Annotated in this window: 12 protein-coding genes; 8 read left to right on the top strand and 4 right to left on the bottom strand. The window is 41.5% G+C overall.

What is annotated here, in order from left to right:
• Positions 1-182: 182 nt before the first annotated feature.
• Both ACQY3F_RS10515 and ACQY3F_RS10510 read left to right on the top strand, forming a co-directional pair.
• Entirely contained in the window at positions 183-968 is a 786-nt protein-coding gene (locus ACQY3F_RS10515) for a hypothetical protein (RefSeq protein ID WP_428354800.1), read from the top strand.
• Positions 969-1,821: 853 nt separating this feature from the next.
• Complete coding sequence (locus ACQY3F_RS10510) at positions 1,822-5,259, top strand: ATP-binding protein (protein ID WP_428354799.1); 3,438 nt, start codon at positions 1,822-1,824, stop codon at positions 5,257-5,259.
• Positions 5,260-5,384: 125 nt separating this feature from the next.
• Here the strand turns inward: ACQY3F_RS10510 and ACQY3F_RS10505 are convergent, their stop codons facing one another.
• A complete protein-coding gene (locus tag ACQY3F_RS10505) occupies positions 5,385-5,822 on the bottom strand; it encodes an exosortase system-associated protein, TIGR04073 family (protein WP_428354798.1) in 438 nt (145 codons plus the stop codon).
• A 632-nt stretch (positions 5,823-6,454) separates the two neighbouring features.
• Here ACQY3F_RS10505 and ACQY3F_RS10500 point away from each other — a divergent pair.
• From ACQY3F_RS10500 to ACQY3F_RS10480, 5 genes are all read left to right on the top strand, one after another.
• Complete coding sequence (locus ACQY3F_RS10500) at positions 6,455-7,357, top strand: serine/threonine protein kinase (RefSeq protein ID WP_428354797.1); 903 nt, start codon at positions 6,455-6,457, stop codon at positions 7,355-7,357.
• Positions 7,358-7,645: 288 nt separating this feature from the next.
• The gene (gene ribF, locus ACQY3F_RS10495) at positions 7,646-8,575 is read left to right on the top strand and encodes a bifunctional riboflavin kinase/FAD synthetase (protein WP_428354796.1); all 930 of its coding nucleotides are present in this window, start codon (positions 7,646-7,648) and stop codon (positions 8,573-8,575) included.
• Between the two features lie 6 nt (positions 8,576-8,581).
• A complete protein-coding gene (ileS, locus tag ACQY3F_RS10490) occupies positions 8,582-11,413 on the top strand; it encodes an isoleucine--tRNA ligase (RefSeq protein WP_428354794.1) in 2,832 nt (943 codons plus the stop codon).
• A gap of 265 nt (positions 11,414-11,678) precedes the next feature.
• Positions 11,679-12,146, top strand: coding sequence for a signal peptidase II (gene lspA, locus ACQY3F_RS10485; RefSeq protein ID WP_428354793.1), 468 nt, complete (start codon positions 11,679-11,681; stop codon positions 12,144-12,146).
• Positions 12,147-12,215: 69 nt separating this feature from the next.
• Positions 12,216-12,401: a hypothetical protein gene (locus tag ACQY3F_RS10480; protein WP_428354792.1), complete on the top strand. Its 186-nt coding sequence runs from the start codon at positions 12,216-12,218 to the stop codon at positions 12,399-12,401.
• 823 nt (positions 12,402-13,224) lie between these two features.
• Here ACQY3F_RS10480 and ACQY3F_RS10475 read toward each other — a convergent pair.
• The 3 genes from ACQY3F_RS10475 to ACQY3F_RS10465 all read right to left on the bottom strand — a co-directional run bounded on the left by ACQY3F_RS10475 (position 13,225) and on the right by ACQY3F_RS10465 (position 16,659).
• Entirely contained in the window at positions 13,225-15,009 is a 1,785-nt protein-coding gene (locus tag ACQY3F_RS10475; protein WP_428354791.1) for a vanadium-dependent haloperoxidase, read from the bottom strand.
• 769 nt (positions 15,010-15,778) lie between these two features.
• The gene (locus ACQY3F_RS10470; RefSeq protein ID WP_428354790.1) at positions 15,779-16,099 is read right to left on the bottom strand and encodes a hypothetical protein; all 321 of its coding nucleotides are present in this window, start codon (positions 16,097-16,099) and stop codon (positions 15,779-15,781) included.
• Positions 16,100-16,263: 164 nt separating this feature from the next.
• Positions 16,264-16,659 (bottom strand): tyrosinase family protein, encoded by a 396-nt coding sequence (locus tag ACQY3F_RS10465; protein WP_428354789.1) that lies wholly within the window; start codon positions 16,657-16,659, stop codon positions 16,264-16,266.
• Positions 16,660-17,034: 375 nt separating this feature from the next.
• On the opposite strand from ACQY3F_RS10465, the gene ACQY3F_RS10460 reads away from it, so the two are divergent.
• Entirely contained in the window at positions 17,035-18,918 is a 1,884-nt protein-coding gene (locus ACQY3F_RS10460; RefSeq protein ID WP_428353388.1) for an IS1634 family transposase, read from the top strand.

The following is an 18,918-nucleotide window of genomic DNA, read 5'->3' as shown; positions in this document are numbered from 1 at the left end:
AATGATATTATATCATTGTTTAATAAGGAGTTTTGTGGATTATTATGTATAATGCTTGCAGGATTTAGGTAGAATGTGCGTTGTGAGTTTGGATAAGTGATCTTAGATGGCCTGATTATTGCCTTGATTCTATTTGACATAGTTTACTGTCAAATAAAAAATTAAAATAATGGAGTCAAACAATGAAAATTATAGCAAAGCTAGCGCTTTTTTTTGGTGCCTTAATAGTATCAAATCTACAGGCCGCAACAACATTTACAGAAGGGGCGCGTGACACAGTAACGCTACATCCGAGCTGTAGGACAGAAAATACCGGGCTAACTGCAATTGGTGTAGCGTTGCCTGTTGGGCCTGAGGTTAATGTCACTATGCCTAACGCTGATGGAGAGGATGTTACGACAGTCATGAGTTTGCCGTATAGTGATGCGCTGATTACGACAAGCAGAAGTGGAGATGTATTTAACGCGAACCCCATTATGGGAGCAAGTCCCTCTTTCAATCAAGCGGCAATTTTTGGAATGGATACGATTCAAGGGACGGTTGCTCCTTATGGTAGCAAAAATAAGACTGAAGACACTAAATCAGTTTTTTGGAAACTTAAGGGCGTTAATTCCTACGACTTAGCTTCCAACTCTCTTGTTACACTGGCTTATTTGCCAGCGGGTAAATTGATTACCGTAGAACTGGGCTTTGCTTTACCTAAATTTACCCCTGAAAGCTGTCTTGTGACCTTGAATGTTCGTGGTGCTCAACTTGCTCGGTGCGATCAGATTGATCCAGTGACTAAAACTGTTCTAGCACAGAGTGAACCCGATATTCGCAAAAAACGCATGCGTTTGACAGTAAAGCGGGATCTGGTAAAAAAACCACTTCCTGCTCATTGTGGCAAAGGTATTACCGCTACGGTAGAACCCACAGATTTAGAAGTTGAAGAAATGATAGCGAAAATGGGAACCATGACCCCTTAGTTGATAGTAAGCTTTGGGTTGGTTATTAAGCCCCCTTTCTTATTAGCCATCACTTTAAACTGTAATTTGTCATTCCCGCTGGCTTAACGCGGGAATGTTTTTTAACTTTTTATAGAGTTACCGGGCCCATAATGGGTTCTAGCCTTTCTATGATGCATTTTCTGCAGAGTAACGAGGGTTTAGAGAAAAATTAAATTTTCACTCTCGTTATTTGAAGCCTTTCCTACGACCCGCACATAATTCTGCTCTTACTGTTTCGTAAAAAATAGTCATACGAAAATTATATTGTCCTAAATTATATAATTTGTAGGGTTTGAGTATGCATCGACTACTTTAGATCAAGATATTACGCCATTGTCCGAGTTATACTTTTTCCTGATTACCCATAACTCTCAGCTATACTTCGTCATTCCTGCATGCTTTAAGCAGGAATCCAGTCGGATAAGCATAGATTCCCGATAAAAGACTTCGGGAATGACGAGGTTTTTAACCTACTGATGTTTCAAGCTTTATTCTACTAAGGCTGAGAGTTGTACATAATCAGGGACTTTTTTACGTCATTTAACAAGACACTCCATTTTCTTTGCTTTCCCCCTGTTAGCTAATAATTGCGGCCAGAAAGTAATTTGGAGAGTCTTAGTGCCCCAAATTATTTACATACAAGACTTGTTCAAAGTTGGCAATAAAGCAGGTATTTTAAAAATACTCAGGGATTATGCTGATAATAATTAGAATACTTTTTTTTCATCTATAATGTCTCTATAAATTATAAAGGCGCAATGTTGATGGATAGCAGCCCTGAGGCGATGCTTGTATTGCGTGAATTGAAAAAATATTTGCAAATCATTGTGTTATGAAAATACTGAACGTTTATTTTAATAATATTAATTCGCTGGCTGGTGAGACCCGAATTGATTTTGATAAAGCGCCGATTGCCGATGCCGGGGTGTTTGCGATTACCGGGCCGAATGGTTCCGGGAAAAGCAGTATTTTAGATGCCATCAGCCTGGCTTTATATGGTGAGACTTTCCGGTTTAATAAGCCTGCTGAAAATGTAATGACGAACAATACGGCCGTGTGTTTTGCCCAGGTCGAATATTTAATCAGCGGTGAAAAATATCGCTCTAGCTGGCAGGTAAAGCGAGAGGATGCCTCGCCTGAAGGTCAGCTTATGGCAGCGCAAATGCAGCTGGTTCATGTCAATGGTGAAGAGCAGGTCATCGAGCAGGAAGTGCATAAGGTATTGGCATTCAATACTGAAATAACAGGGATGGATTTTCGTCGTTTTAGTCGCTCAATTATGCTGGCACAAGGAGATTTTGCAGCATTTTTAAATGCTCTGGATGCAGAGCGCCTAGATGTGCTGGAGCGTATTATCAGCAATGATATCTATGCTGACTATAAACAACAGATTCAGGTTTTAACAAAGCAGGCGGAACAGCAGTTAGCGAGCTTGCAGGTGCGCCTAGATGAAATTGATTTAATGACCGACGTTCAGCGTGAAGCGGCTGAGCTGGATTTAGAGGACCAAAAGTTAACTTTTGCTGAATTAAAGCAAGAAAATACCAGTTTTCTACAGTTACAGGCAGGCTTACAGAGCCTGCAAAAATTAGAGCAGAATATTAGTCAGTTAGAGCGAGCTCAATCTGAAGATTTGCTCCGCGAAGAACAGGCACAAGCTGATTTAGTGACTATTGCAAACTCAACGGATGTTATGGCCTTTAAGCCCGGCCTTGATAGTGTCGCTGAGAAAAAGAGTTTAATAGAGCAAACACAACAGCAACAAGCGGTATATCAGCAAGATTTGAAAAAAAATGAGGATAAACTAGCTGTTGATGGTGTTGATGAAAGTAAATTAGCAAGTTTGACCAGACAGGACTCAGCCGTTACCCAGCAAAAGATTGCTGATTTAAAAACTAAAACTGCACAAATCAAGACAGAAAGACAATCAGAAGCTGCATTGTTAAATGCCATAGAAGTTCAATTGCCAGACAAGCAGAAGAATTTTTCAATGGTCGAAAGCTGGCTGGGTGAGCGTAAGAAAGATCATATTCTTATTGAGAATATGCCTGAATTAGGGCGCTTAAAAAATTTACGCAGTCGAAGTATTGATATACAAAAACAGCTTAAGGCTTTTAATAAAGTCCATAAAAATAGCTCTTCAGCCTCAGTAAAAAACCTCAAAAGATTATCAGTAGCAGAGAAAGAAATAACCAGTGGCAAGATATCTTTAGAAAAATTGCAGGGTGAACTGGAGTTTATAGCTGATGGGCACAGCCTTGAAGAGATCTTCGCGTTACATAAAGAACAGCAAGAGCGCACGGCAAATTTTGTCGAATTATTGAATTTGTCAAAAGTACATAAGCGGTTTGTTAAAAAAGGCTTTTCTAAACGCTATGCGCATTTTGATAAGGCGGAATTAGATAGGCAATTAGATGCAAAAAACGATCAAATAGATTCAGCGCAAAATATACAGCAAATATTGGAAAAAGCAGTCTATCGTGAACAATTTACACTGCAACTAGCGGAAGATCGAAAAAAGCTGGAATATGATGCGCCTTGTCCGTTGTGCGGGTCTCTAAGTCACCCCTATACCAGCAAGGCTCCGAATATTTATGATTCTCAAAAAGCGTTGAATGACCAGTTTGCAACGGTAAAATCTTTACAAAACGAAGTTAAACGAATTACTCAGCAGGCTACAGCCTATAACAATGTACAAGATAAAAATGCAGAGCAAGCTGAGCGAATTAATCGGGTTCAAGCCGAGTGGTTGACGTTGTGTACGCGCCTCAATGCAGTGAATGATAAGTTCGATGTAAATAGCCCTCGAGCAATGCAAAGCCGCATAAAAACAGAAAAACAAGAACTTAAAAATATCGCTGCCCTGATCAAACGCTTTCAAGCTAAAAAGAAGGAAATAGCTAAGCTGGATGTGGGGGTAATCAAAAAACAGGCAATTAGTGAAAAATTACAAAGCAAACAGAAAGAGTTGGATGAAAGTGGTCTGGGGCGTCCACAGGAAATTGTTAATCTGGAAACTGAACTAGCCAAATGCATGCAGGAAGAAAGTGCACTGGCAAAGATGATTAGCGCGCTATTAACTGAATTAGGCGAGAAATTACCGGGAATGGGCAAAGAGGATGGTCTGTATGACTTGCTTAGTAAACGTCGGCAGGATTATCAGAGCTACAGTTTGAGGCAAAGGTCGTTATCGGCAGAGATTACACAGATCAAGCTTAAGGTGACGGCAAGTAATGACATATTGCATGATCAGGATCAACAGTACCAGGCATTATTAGCGCAAATTCGTGAGCAAGAGATTGCGCAGCTGTATTTTGCAAAATTAGATTTGCAAGCGCAATTGGTAGGACAGGGCAAAACTATCGCTAGACTAGAGCTAGATTCCAGCCAGAAACTTTCTGCCCTAAACGTGCAATTACAGCAATCCAGTTATCAATCTTTGGACAATGTTCAGGAATTGATTGATTTATGTGAGCGAAAAGAAGAAATACAGAATTTATTGCAGCAGATGCAGGATAATATTGCGCGGTATCCTGCTGAAATTGAGACCTTGGACAAACAATTGGATGCTGAGCGTGTGCATATAGCGACTCAGGAAACGCTGGAAAGTGTTGTGATAAAACTGAGAGAAAAGCAGGTCCAGATGGAAATTGCACAGCAAGAAGTAGCGACATTAAAAGCTAGTCTGCAACAGCAGCAGCAGTTACATCAACAGAATGCGCAACTGATTAAACATATAGCACAGCAGGAATTATCTGTACAACAAAAGCAGGAACAACAGCAGAAAATTGCAGCTGAGCCGGAGAATGTGTTCAGACGGCGAGTGCAAATAGCGGTAGCAGAAAAATTGCTGGTTTTGACTAATAGCTTTCTGGATAAAATAAATGGCCGATATCACGTAGTAAGCATTCCGAGCGAGCTTGGTTTGGCAATAGAAATTATTGATAACAGGCAGAAACAAAGTAAGCGTGCGGTTAAATCGTTATCAGGGGGTGAGACTTTTGTAGTGAGTCTGGCTATGGCTTTAGGGTTATCAGAAATAGCCAACAACGGTAGAGCTATAGATTCCTTGTTTATTGATGAGGGTTTTGGGAATCTGGATGCAGAGACGCTGTATACAGTTGTAACAACGCTAGAAGCCTTAAAGGCACAAGGGAAAACGATAGGTATTATCTCTCATGTTCAAGGCATCAAGGAGCGTATTAAGACGCAGATCGAATTAATCAAGGAACCCAATGGCCTGAGTCGAGTGATTGCTCAGGGGCAGTAACTGAATCAGCTTATTTTCCAAAGATCAGTAAAAGGTTGAAGGTTGAAATGGCTGGAAGGTTGAGAATGCATCCAGATATTGACTTTGGCGCGCTCTTTCCTTTAAGAAGGAGCGCGACCTATACCTTAAAAGTCTAATACAAACATATTGTTATAGCTAGTATACACATCGACATACTTATTCCAGGGGTAAACTGGCTGAGCAATGGGTTTAGTGGCCAAAGGGAAAGTAAGCAGATCAAGCAGACCGACAGAGATACGACCTGCTGTGTTTAAGATGCCTAGTCCAGTACCGCCAGTCAGGCCATATAGCAGGTTAGATCGATTGCTTACAATAATGATATTTTTGGGGATTTCTATCACCCCCAGTGTGATGTTGGCTAAAGACCTGAGTGCTTTATCGCCTACTTTTGGCCCATAAGGATCTTCAGTCACTTCTGACCTATTTTCTTCATCCACATAAATCATTTCTTGCGCATTACCTTCAGCAGCAACGCTAATGCTAAACAAAGATAGACAAAGACTGGTTAATAAAGCTAAGACAATTGTTTTATTAAATTTCATCAGACGACCCTGGATAAGAATAGTTATTTTTTAATTTAGTATAGCAGAACTTTGTAAGAACTAAGCCTTAGGCAGCTGGAAATAAATAAGCGTCTAAAATTTGGGCAGGATTTTTGTTTGTCATTAGTGCCGTAGCAGTAGGCGCATAGCTGACTACGTAACTATTTCTACTGTGCGAATGACGGACAAAAAGACCACAAAGTTGGATGATTATTTGTTTCCAGGTGTCTTAGGGTAATAAAATAGCCCGTATTGCTTAAACCTAGAAAAATCAGTTGCTCACGGTTTCTAGCACAAGATCTTGATCTCACTGCACTTCCAAAAAATGCCCGCTTAGCCTATGGGTGAAGCTAAGATTTTTTGAAAGTATTATAATAACTCAATATCTTGCACTATAAATTCGCGCTCAACTGATTTTTCTAGTTAAACCTTTAAACTGAGAATCACTGATTTTTACAGAGTCAAGATTCGCAAACGCAAGAACAGAGGGGTTAACAACTTTTATCTCCCCTAGTTGTGATTATAAAGCGGTTTTACGTTTGTTTTATTGATTTCGTGTTAGCATATTTGGTAGCTACTGTGATCTTTGCAAAGTATAAATAATTTATAGCTGACTCCTTTTTCCGTGTTTTATGTCTGAATATTACGATCCTGAAACTTACCCAAAACAGTGGAATTATTTACAGCCTGGTACCGTTGTAGATGATTATATAATCGAACGGGAGATTGCGCATGGTGGGTTTAGTTCAGTATATTTAGCACGACATCGAAAAACCCAGGTGCAGGTGGCAATTAAAGAATATTTGCCACGTAAATTAGCGCATCGAACCTGGAATAATAATATTGTTGCAAATACTGAGCAGACTAAAAAATTATTTGTTCATGGGCGTAGTCTGTTTGTTGAGGAAGCAAAGGTCCTAGCGACATTAAAACACACGAATATTGTTGAGGTTGTTAGTTTTTTTCATGCTAATTCTACGGTTTATCTAGTGATGAATTATGCTTATGGCATTACTTTAGATAAATTACTGCTTGGGCAAACAATCAATATCAATAGTCAGTGGTTAAATAATATTTTTAGTTCAATGTTAGAGGGCTTGTCTTTGATTCATCAGCATAATATGCTGCATCTGGATATCAAGCCCGCGAACTTAATGATTACCCCGGATAATAGCGCACTATTACTCGATTTTGGAGCGATTCAGGCATTTCCCCTGACGAAAGCAAAACAGAAATCACAGGTATTAAGCAAAGGTTTCTCGCCTCCAGAGCAATATTCTGCAAACGGGGTTTTGGGGCCATTTTCCGATATCTACTCAGTGGGTGCCAGTATGCGTGCCTGCCTAGATTTAAATGTGCCCCCGGAAGCCCCCGGCCGAGTGGGTAATGATGAATTCCCCCTTGCACAAAAAGCCTATGCAGACGCTTTTGATTTGAAATTATTGGCAATTATTGACTGGTGTATGGAATTGGGCCCTGCAGATCGTCCCCAGTCCATAAAAGAGTTGCAGGATGCTTTATCAAGTTTACGCTAAGCCGCAGAGTTGAAGTAGTGACTAAGGAACGCGCACGAAATAACTTAAGCAACTGGCTTGTCTTTTTATCCGTTTTCTGCGTTGTAGAAACTGTTACGTAGCTGGCTATGCGCCTGTTTCTACGTCTTGAATACGAATAAAAATCCTGCGCCAGATGCTCAACTTATTCCGTGCGCGTTCCTAAACTATACTTCAACCTAGAAAAATCAGCTCACACTATTTTCCGCATCCGTGACCGCGCGAAGTATAATAATGTTAAAATGCTGGTTTTTTCTAAAGCATAATTGAATGCAGCTAATTCGTGGCATAAAAAAGCTACAGTCCTTTGCTTCGGGCTGTGTGCTTACAATCGGAAACTTTGATGGTGTACATAAAGGCCATAGTGTTGTTATCAACAAGTTAGCTGAAAAAGGTAAACTGCTGAATTTGCCTGTTGTGGTAATGGTATTTGAGCCACAGCCACTGGAATTTTTTCTTAAAGATAATGCGCCGTCACGCTTAACGCGTCTAAGAGAAAAAATCATTCACTTTAAACATTTGCCGGTTAATAATTTACTTATCGTTAATTTTAACCAGAGCTTTGCTGATTTAGACCCTGCATATTTCATCCAGGAAATATTAGTAGAACGTTTAAAGGTAAAATATCTGGTAGTGGGTGATGATTTTCATTTTGGTAAAGCCCGACGCGGAAATTTTGCATTATTGGAAGCAGCAGGAAAGCAATTTGATTTTAAAGTGATTGATACCGCCTCTTACTCGGTTAAAGGCAGTCGAGTCAGTAGTACCCTGATTAGAGATGCCCTGAGTAATGGTGATTTAGCGATTGCTGAATCAATGTTAGGACGCAATTACTCGGTGTGCGGTAGAGTTGTTCATGGCGAAAAACTGGGGCGCAAGATCGGTTTTCCTACGGCCAATATACAGATGCAACGAAAAAACACACCCATACAAGGTGTGTTTGCCGTAACCATGACTGGCATAGGCGAAAAGCCGATCTATGGTGTTGCAAACGTCGGTACCAAGCCAACGGTTAATGGCGAAGCAAAAGTGTTATTGGAGACACATTTGTTTAATTTTGACCAGGATATCTATGGAAAGTATGTAGAAGTGCATTTCAAACATAAAATAAGGAGTGAAATGCGCTTCCAATCAGTGGACGATTTAAAACGGCAGATTCAATTGGATGCTGCACAAGCAAAGACTTTAATGCATATTTAATAAACAATGACCATCGATTATAAAAAGACCCTCAACCTACCCAAAACAGCCTTTCCCATGAAAGGTAATTTGGCGCAACGTGAACCTGAACGCTTAAAGAAATGGACTGAAGCGCAGCTTTACCAAAAAATTCGCGCTGAATTTGCAGGCAAGCCGCAATTTATTTTGCATGATGGCCCACCCTACGCAAATGGCCCTATTCATATAGGACATGCGGTAAATAAAGTTCTTAAAGATATTATCATTAAGTCTAAAACACTGTCTGGCTATGATGCCCCTTATGTTCCGGGCTGGGATTGTCATGGCTTGCCGATCGAGTTAATGGTCGAAAAGAAAGTCGGTAAGGCGGGTGGAAAAGTCTCTGCAGAAGTATTTCGTAAAGCTTGTCGGGAATATGCGACCAAACAGGTCAAAATGCAAAAGGATGAGTTCGTGCGTCTGGGGGTGCTGGGCGATTGGGACGAGCCTTACCTGACCATGAATTATAAGTTTGAAGCCGATATTGTACGCTCTTTAGGTAAAATAAATGCTAAAGGACACTTAAGCAAAGGCTTTAAGCCTGTGCACTGGTGTACAGATTGCGGATCGGCATTGGCCGAAGCGGAGGTCGAGTACGAAGATAAACATTCGCCTGCGATTGATGTGCGCTTTGAAGTTATCGATGAAGCAAAGTTCTTTGCCAGTTGCGAGCATGTGCCAGAGCATGAAGGGGAAGGGCCGTTATCAGTCGTTATCTGGACGACAACACCGTGGACCTTGCCTGCAAACCAGGCTGTGAGTCTAAATCCTAAGTACGAATATGTCGTTGTGCAGTGCGAGAAAGACGGACATAAAGAGCGCCTGGTATTAGTCAGTCAGTTATGGAATGATGCCGTGGCACGTTATGGCATGGAAAATAGCCGTGTGCTTGCTTATTGTAAAGGTGATGCTTTAGAGAACCAATTACTCATGCACCCTTTTTATCATCGTAAAGTGCCGATTGTTTTGGGTGATCATGTTACCGCAGAGGCAGGTACGGGAGCGGTACATACAGCTCCGGGACATGGACAGGATGACTATGTAGTAGGGCAGCGCTATGGTTTGCCGATCGATAACCCGGTTGGCGATAATGGCGTATTTTTACCCAATACAGAACTCTTTGCTGGCGAGCATGTATTCTCGGCAAATGATCATGTAATTGAGGTTTTGACTAGCAAGCATAAGCTCTTGCATCACGAAGCAATATTACATAGTTACCCGCATTGCTGGCGGCATAAAACGCCAATCATTTTTCGTGCGACACCGCAGTGGTTTATTTCCATGGAGCAAGGTGAGCTGCGTGAAAAAGCCATGCAAGAAATTAAAAAAGTTCAATGGATACCTGACTGGGGGCAAGCTCGAATTGAAGGCATGGTAGAAAACCGCCCCGACTGGTGTATCTCAAGACAGCGTACCTGGGGTGTGCCGATTCCTTTCTTTGTACATAAAGAAACAGGCAAATTACACCCTGAAACCGATAAACTGGTTGAAGATATAGCCTTGCATATAGAACAAAAAGGCATAGAAGCCTGGTTTGCTCTAGATAAGGCAGAATGGCTGGGTGAAGAAGCCGAATTATATGAAAAAACTTCCGATACACTAGATGTTTGGCTGGATTCTGGAGTGACTCATCAAGCCGTGTTAAATCAGCGTGAGCAACTTAGCTTTCCAGCTGATTTATATCTGGAAGGTTCGGATCAACATCGTGGCTGGTTTCAATCTTCCTTATTATCTTCAGTTGCGATGAATGGCGTAGCGCCATATAAGTCCGTGTTAACACATGGCTTTACCGTTGATGCCGAAGGTAAGAAAATGTCCAAATCGCGCGGTAATGTGGTTGCTCCACAATCGGTGATGAAATCATTAGGCGCGGATGTGTTACGCCTTTGGGTATCCGGTACAGATTATCGGGGTGAGATGACAGTTTCCGATGAAATCTTAAAGCGTACTTCGGATGTTTACCGGCGCTTAAGAAATACCTCACGCTTTTTATTGTCTAATCTGAATGGTTTTGATCCGGCACTGCATAGTGTCCAGCCTGAAGAGATGCTAGCACTGGATCGCTGGATTGTCGATCGGGCATTACAGTTACAACAAGACGTTATAGAAGCCTATGACCAATACCAATTTCATGTTATTAACCAGAAAGTGCATCATTTTTGTGCCATGGATCTGGGTGGTTTTTATCTGGATATTATCAAAGATCGTCAATACACAGCCAAAGAAGAAAGTCTGGCTCGACGCTCAGCGCAAACAGCGATGTATCATGTGATGGAAGCGATGGTACGCTGGCTGGCACCTATCACCTGTTATACTGCAGATGAAATCTGGCAATATATACCGGGTGAGCGTAGCGACTCGGTACATTTGGCAACCTGGTATCAGGGCTTATTTCCTCTGGCGCAAGATGCTATTCTGTCGAATGTAGACTGGGAACAAATCATGGCGGTGCGTGTCGCAGTGAGTAAAGAACTGGAGCAAATGCGTAAATCCGATATTATTGGTGCCTCATTAAACGCCGAAGTTACTTTATATTGTAGTAACCAATATGCTTCAGTCTTAAGTAAACTGGCAGATGAATTACGCTTTATTTTTATTACCTCTAAAGCATTTGTTGTACCGCTACAGGATGCAAGTAGTGATGCGATAGAAACAGAGTTAGAGGGCATAAAGGTCAAAGTCATTGCCTCTGAGCATGAAAAATGTGTCCGTTGTTGGCATTATGTAGAAGATATAGGTAACCATGCGGAGCACCCGGAGTTATGTGGACGTTGTATCGAAAATATCGCTGGCGAGGGCGAAGTTCGGCAGTTTGCCTAATTCTATGACTTGACTTGTAGGGCGTGGCTTTAGCCCGCGTTTATTTGATATTGGCGGGCTAAAGCCACGCCCTACAGGCAGTATTTAAATATTCGAGTAGGTTGGATAAGCGTAGCGCAATCCGACAAAGTATTACACGAAAGCTGATTTTTATAGGATGTGCTGACCATAGGAAGCGCATCAAGCATCAAAAGATGCGCTTCGTTCCTAGCTCATCCTATGTGAACAACTTTTAGCTTAATGACTCTTTTACAAATGAAATAATATGATGAAATGGCTTTGGCTGTCAGTCTTGACAGTTATCCTGGACCAACTGAGTAAAATCTGGATAGATACAAATATGAGCTTGTATCAATCTATCCCGGTATTTCCAGGTTTCAATATCACATATGTGCATAATTTTGGCGCTGCTTTTAGCTTTTTAAGCGAGCAGGGCGGTTGGCAGCGCTGGTTTTTTGCAGTACTAGCCGCTTCAATCAGTGTCGGTATTGTCATCTGGATTAAACGCCTGAAACCAGTGGAAACTTTATCAGCAATTTCCCTCAGTCTTATCCTTGGCGGTGCCATTGGTAATTTAATTGACCGGGTTATTTACGGCTATGTCATCGACTTTTTTGATGTCTATTATCAGACCTGGCACTGGCCGGTTTTTAATATTGCCGATTCAGCAATAACCTTAGGCGTGGTTTTTATGATCTATGAATCATTTGTGCAGAATGAGCAGGAAGACTAGTAGATCAGGTTTGGTTTATTAAGACCGGTATTTTAATAGTATTAACAATATAGTGTAAAAGGAAGAATAGTGCCCGAATTAGCTCAGCAACGTATCCAGTTTATCAATTATTTACATGAGGTTTTTCTAAGAAATAAGGGTTATGGTGCGTTAGCCTACATTACGCTACCAGAAATGCTTAACTTATTTGAACAGTTTTTAACATCGGGTGATTCAGCCGATCATTTTATTAACCAATATGTCAGGTCTATTTAGCTGAGGTCAAGTGGCAACTGTTGACTTAAGAATAAACGCCTTCTCCAGAGGGAGAAGGTTGGGATGAGGGGATTATCAATGCATGATTTTATCCTCCTCACCCAACCCTCCAGCAAGAGAGGGCTTAAGTCAACAGCATTGAGGTCAAGTGGGAGTATTGTTTTTGTATTTACTAGGTCCATGGAAAAATTGGCTCTATGTGAATTGGCTCTATGTGAATTGTAATTAGCGACTTGATTTTTTCCAAATTCAGACCACCTGAACTCTAGGATAATAACTTGATGCTAATGCTTAATATGTAGGTTGGCGCTGAGTATACGAAGCCCAACAATTACTGTGCAATATCATGTTGGGCTTCGTATACTCAGCGCCAACCTACGCACTTTAGTATCCTCTAATTATCTTGTGAAAACGGTAAGCTTTTGATTTCTTTATGTCGAGATCAGGAGCTCTGAAATTAGCTAATGGCTGCTCGTAGCGTAACAAAAGTATGCTGAAGCCAGTATGAAGCTTGCGGAATACGGAGAATTGAATTATCCGGTATCGAGCAAGCCTCATACAGGCAACAGTTAGATTATCTAAGAGAACATCAAATTTCAGGTGTTATTAACCCCATAATCTGACCTGATGACGTACAACTCTCATCCATAGTAGAATAAGGTTTGAAACATCAGTATGTTAAAAACCTAGTCATTCCCGAAGTCTTGTATCGGGAATCTATGCTTATCCGGCTAGATTCCTGCTTAAGCTTGTGCCCACGCTTGACTGGGTAGCATGCAGGAATGACGAAGTATAGCTGAGGGTTATGGGTAATCAGGTCATCTTATATTCTTATCGATCCACCATCAAACAATGGCACAGTCATCGAAAAGTTTTCAGCAAACGTTAATTTCTGCTCTTCCAGAATGCCAATAGCGATCTGTTCACCCATGCGTAAAGACTCAATATAGTCGGTAAAATAATGCACACCTGCCCAGTCACGTCCAGTGGAAATATTCGAAGCGAGTTTATTCAACTCACCTTCAACCGTTAACTTACCGCCAACAACATCGATACATTTCAGACTCATACCATTCGTTGTCGGTACAAAAGCCTGGGTATCACCCCCCGCCATCGTCAATGGGTGCTTGTGATCAAAAAAAGCCTTAAGAATTGTCACGCATGCGCCTGCTACCGTTGCATGGCCTGCACCATAAGCAGGGTGCATAGGCGAGCCCTCACAAAATGCCATTGGTAATAGGTAGTTGCATTTCCCTAAAGCCTTGTCTTTCGGGTTTCTAGCAGAAATTAAACGCAGAATCGGCTGTAATTGACACACCATCGTATCAATTTCAGTAACACACAAATCCGCATGTTTGCTTAATCTTGCCGCCAGCGCCTCAGGTCTCAGTCTACGATGTACATTAAATTTCTGATGTCTCACCGCCTTTAACGCACGAGTGGCTACTTCAGTAACTAATGACAGAATATGCGGGCCACCGAAATGAGCAAAACCTTGTTGATGATCGAGATGATCGCCCCTTTGGAAAGGGATTCCAGGGTCTAGAGGAGTCTTTTCACCCAAGAGAATCAAACAGGCATTGAGATAAGATTCATATAATGCATCATAGTGCACGTAAGTTGCCATATCTCTAGGAGTGGTAATAAACCGATAGGCTTCAGGCCCAGATTCATAGGACTCCTTTCCTCCAAGGTCAGCCCCTTCCTGCACATCCAGCCACTCATTCCACAGCGTCAGATGATCTTCACAAGGCTTTGCATAACGTACGCGTTGGTCTGCTCGAATAGATCCATAAGAAATAAATCCATCTTTATATTGGTTGATTTTATCATCAGGATTAACGCCCCTGTTACCCACTAGTAGAAATTGCGAGATATAAGGACCGATATCATCCCCGGGTGTGATACCCCGGAATACCGTTTGACCTGATTGTTTTCCTCGTTTACGACTCGCCTCATGCGCACTTAATGAACAACAATTGTCTGAGAACCAAGTTAAATTATTGAGCTCGCTCACGATGTCATTGACTGTTAATGGGTCAGAATCACAGGTATTGCAATTAACAGATCCTGAGCAATCTACAATCTCTGTAAAAGGCACGTCTCTTAATAAAGCTTGCGCATAGACTTCACCCATCTCAGCAATTAATTCATCACTGCCGATTGCAGGTGCCGGTGGCATAGTGAGTGAATGTGCATCAGGTCCTTCCAGGTCATAAGTATTTCCCGCACCCTGACTTTCCCAGGCTCGGACTTTAGCACCTGCAGACTTTGTTGATCGCCATTCAGGTTCTTCTATTGTTCCTGGGGGGTGATCTGTCGATCCTTCACCACGCCCTAATCGCGTATCGTTAAAGTCTCGCGGATCTCCGCTATCAATACCTTGAACAAACTGTTGAAAGTCATTCGGATCGGATACAAGCCCTGTATCATCATTATGAGGCATCCCTTTGGTAAAGCTCGCTAAATAAGATGGCTTAGAACCATCGGTATTGCGAAACTTCTGTTCATCGCCATTTGTAATATGACGTGGATGTTCACGGTTATAAGCAAGTTCTGCAGCAGAAATACGCACTTGCCGTGCTTGTTGTTTTCTATTGTCTGTCATTAGATCGCCTCTTTTGGTGGTTGATGCTGAAATAAATCAGCAAGTAAAAAACGTAAATATTCGGCCAACCGGTCTTATAAAAACAATAGGTTACAAGCACTGTCAAGCAATTATTGCTGATAAAAAACCGCTAAGTTATTGGTTTTGTCAATATGAGAAAATGTTAAATGTTTGTACATGTTGATTTGTAAAGTACATGTGTTGGCCGAACATATACTAAAAAACTGTTAAAATTAAATCTCCTTATCGGACAGGTCTTTTAGAATAATTCAAAAAAATCAGCGAATTAGAATTTTCTTAGGCTTGAGCTATAAACTCTAACATATTAAATGTGCGGCCTAAGGAGTGTATTAGAACCTTATAGTATTAAGATCAAGCAACTTTCAGGATGGTCATACTAAAGCTATATCCAGTAAGTCTAGTGATAAAAGCCCACCTGGCTCACTATCAGTAGTTTCATTTCGCTCAAGTAGGGTTTTCATGGGGTTAGTCAATATGATTATTGAAGACCTTAATTAGGTGGTTTAATTTTAGTTTTTCAGGCTGACGAACCCCTTGAATTTCGTTGAGTTCATTTACTCATGGCAAATGCGAATGACCTATGAGCTAGATCACAGTTTAGGAATTTATTTTAAAGGTTTCAAGAGGTCAGCCAACATGATTATTAGCTAGGTGGTTTATTTTTTTCAAACTGACTGCCCCTTGAACTTACTTGAACTTACTTGAACTGACTAGGGCTATTAATACCCAATGATTAAGGTTTTCAGTATTAATGAACCTGCTCTACAGGAATCTGAGCGATAGATTCATTATCAAGAAATACCTCAACCTGATCGTATCTTGTACTAGTAGGGGTTAGGATTTTATCAAACCTTGCTTGTACGCTAGTTAAAACATCAGGCCATACTCCTGGTTTTTGAACTAAATGTATATTTAAAAGCAAAATTTTTGGGTTGATACCTTGTGGTTCTTTAGCGCATAAATGTACTTCGATACCAGGATTTCCAACAACTACTTCACCAACCACATGAAAGTCATCTGGCTTCGGAGGCATTAAATTTATCCAAGCGTACCATTCATTAGTTTTCATTATAATCTCCTGAGTGGCGAGGTTGTAATATGATGGCTTCAGGGCTACCTCGTAAAAACCTCATGAAGCAACAAAGTAATTTAATAACTTTAAATCTAAGCTTTAGTAAAAAATAGAAATCTCTTTTTCAACAAATTATAGAGGTCTAAAATTTTTTCAATTCTTTAGGCATATTTATAACCAAGAGATGCAATATCAATGACAGACTCAGGCGATACTGCTGATTCTGATGTAAAATCAGGCCATGGAATACCAGCTGGCCTAGTTAAACTCTGATAATTTCTTGCACCACCAACCCATGGCCACATTGAATCTTTTAGGTTATGCCCCATATCAAACCCAGCTTCTGGATAAAATTCAGTGCCCGAATGACCTTCATCCTGCCATTCGCTCCAAATTCTATCAATATTACAATGGTGCATAAAAAAAATAGGATCTAGAGGGGATGTAAATGGGTGTCCCATTTGCCCTCCAATCCAACCATGCCCGAAATTATGCGTTCGAGGAACCCCTCCGCCCCCTCCACCTTCGATCCTTTTCCGAAACCCACCGTCTAGCAAATATTGTCGGTTGGTCCCCGGCTCTAACCAGTCTATGCTAGCTCCGCCTTCATAGTTATCGGTATCTTTTACAATATTAATATGGTCTAGAGTCGCTAGATCTCTTGAGTCTGCTGATCTACTTAAACCTTGGCCTCTACCATACTGTAATTGTTTAGGTATTCTCCATCCCTTTAATGATGCAACCCACCAGTCAGGCCTTTTAACCCATCTTCGTCACTTTTATCTTTCCAAGTTATTGATTTATCGTTCGCATAAAATTTTCATCAAAAAAGCTCCTTTAAAATCAAAGGTGTTTTTTTTGAGGCTCCTGTAGTGCCATTTTAGTTTGCTCTGCCTATTGATTTTTCCTGGTTTTTCCTTGATGCTAGTGGCATGTATATTCGAAGAACCAAAACAAAGAGTCTGGAAGACGGCTCCGCTTATTTCACTTACCGCATTGTTGAGTCTTTTCGTATAGGGAAACAAGTCAAGCAACGCACATTGCTCAATATAGGTGCGGACTTTACTATCGAGAAAAAGTATTGGCCCCTGCTAACGGCCAGAATTGAACAATTACAACAAGGTTCGGAACCCCATCAGGAAGAGCTATTCCATTTAGCTGATGATTTAAATCAACTGCTGGAAGCAACGGCTCAACGCTATAGCGCACTGATGACTGCAAAACTGTCACAACCACTAGACTCACAAAGCTCAGAACGGGATTATCATTCTGTTGATATTAACCATGTCGAAGCCATTAATGCCCGCAGTATAGGCGTGGAAACCTTGGCACTGCATGCTGCACAGCAATTGCAGCTAGATGAGAAACTCACAGCACTGGGCTTTAATAAAATCGATACGGTGACAGCACTGGGCAGTATCATCGGACGTATAGTTTCACCCGGCAGTGAATTGAAAACACATGATTGGTTGCAAAATCGAACGGGGCTGGGTGAGCTGCTGGATCATGACTACGGCAATACAAGCCTGACACGATTATATACGGTCAGTGACAAGTTACTCAAACACCAGGCAACTCTTGAATCATTTCTGGCTAACCGCGAGCAGACTTTATTCAATTTAAACCGCAAGATTGTATTGTACGATCTGACCAATACTTATTTTGAAGGCCAATGTACCCAAAACCCGAAAGCGCAATTCGGTCGCTCCAAAGAGAAACGCACAGACTGTCCACTAGTGACCCTGGGGCTGATTTTGGATGGTGACGGTTTCCCATTGAGTAGTCAGGTTTTTCCCGGCAATGCCAGTGAGCCCGCGACTCTGAAGCTCATGCTTGAGGGACTGCGAGACAAGGATCCCTTTCATCAAATAAAGCCGGTGGTTATCATGGATGCCGGCATTGCCAGTGCCGACAATGTTGCCTGGTTAATCGAACAAGATTATCATTATCTCGTCGTCAGTCGAGAACAGCACGTAAAAAACCCAAGAGACCAGGAAAGCCCGGTAACAGTCAGGGATACCCCGGACAGTAATGTCGTTGTGTATCGTGAAGTTGATCCAGAAACCAGGGAAACCCGACTCTATTGTCACTCAGAACAAAAGGCAAAAAAAGAACAAGGTATCCGTAACCGCTTTCATGTTCGTCTGGAAGAAGCCCTGGAAAAACTGCACACGGGCCTGAGCAAAAAAGGCACCCTTAAAAAATACGACAAAATACTGGAACGTATCGGCCGGCTACGTGAAAAACATAGCCGCGTTGCTGCTGACTACACCATCAACGTCATGGCGGATGACAAAAAAAACAAAGCCACCAGTATCGAATGGAAACGTAAACCTGAAAGTGACCAGAAAGATCAACACTGTGGTGTGTACTGCCTAAGAACAAATATCCCTGACTGGTCGGAAGAACAGTTATGGACGACCTATACCATGCTCACAGAGATTGAAGCGACCTTTAGAAGCCTGAAAACCGAACTGGGTTTGCGCCCTGTCTACCACCAAAAAGAAGACCGGGTTACCGGACAGCTATTCATTACATTATTAGCTTACCACTTGGTACATACACTGCGTTATCAGCTTAAACTGCAGGGCATTCATCTAAGCTGGGAAAGCATTCGCAACATTATGTCGACCCAGCAACGTTTGACCATTACCTTACCCACTGATAACGATACAATCATTCACTTGCGAACCACAAGCAAAGCAGAAACCAGACAAAAACAAATCTATACTGCTTTGAATATTAACCCCGACCCGATAGGAAAAATTAAAACGACCGTTGATATGAAATCTGTAGTGCCAACTGAGACCGATTGA

Origin of the sequence: Methyloprofundus sp. (assembly GCF_965251085.1) — a bacterium.
Classification (GTDB): Bacteria; Pseudomonadota; Gammaproteobacteria; order Methylococcales; family Methylomonadaceae; genus Methyloprofundus.
The sequence above is the reverse complement of the archived record's forward strand: the minus strand, read 5'-3'. Positions and strand labels throughout refer to the sequence as shown.

What these genes read in the sequence shown, in the direction of transcription:
- ACQY3F_RS10515 (WP_428354800.1), top strand. Translation starts at nt 183, where the DNA reads ATGAAAATTATAGCAAAGCTAGCGCTTTTTTTTGGTGCCTTAATAGTA.
- ACQY3F_RS10510 (WP_428354799.1), top strand. Translation starts at nt 1,822, where the DNA reads ATGAAAATACTGAACGTTTATTTTAATAATATTAATTCGCTGGCTGGT.
- ACQY3F_RS10505 (WP_428354798.1), bottom strand. Translation starts at nt 5,822, where the DNA reads ATGAAATTTAATAAAACAATTGTCTTAGCTTTATTAACCAGTCTTTGT.
- ACQY3F_RS10500 (WP_428354797.1), top strand. Translation starts at nt 6,455, where the DNA reads ATGTCTGAATATTACGATCCTGAAACTTACCCAAAACAGTGGAATTAT.
- ribF (WP_428354796.1), top strand. Translation starts at nt 7,646, where the DNA reads ATGCAGCTAATTCGTGGCATAAAAAAGCTACAGTCCTTTGCTTCGGGC.
- ileS (WP_428354794.1), top strand. Translation starts at nt 8,582, where the DNA reads ATGACCATCGATTATAAAAAGACCCTCAACCTACCCAAAACAGCCTTT.
- lspA (WP_428354793.1), top strand. Translation starts at nt 11,679, where the DNA reads ATGATGAAATGGCTTTGGCTGTCAGTCTTGACAGTTATCCTGGACCAA.
- ACQY3F_RS10475 (WP_428354791.1), bottom strand. Translation starts at nt 15,009, where the DNA reads ATGACAGACAATAGAAAACAACAAGCACGGCAAGTGCGTATTTCTGCT.
- ACQY3F_RS10470 (WP_428354790.1), bottom strand. Translation starts at nt 16,099, where the DNA reads ATGAAAACTAATGAATGGTACGCTTGGATAAATTTAATGCCTCCGAAG.
- ACQY3F_RS10460 (WP_428353388.1), top strand. Translation starts at nt 17,035, where the DNA reads ATGTATATTCGAAGAACCAAAACAAAGAGTCTGGAAGACGGCTCCGCT.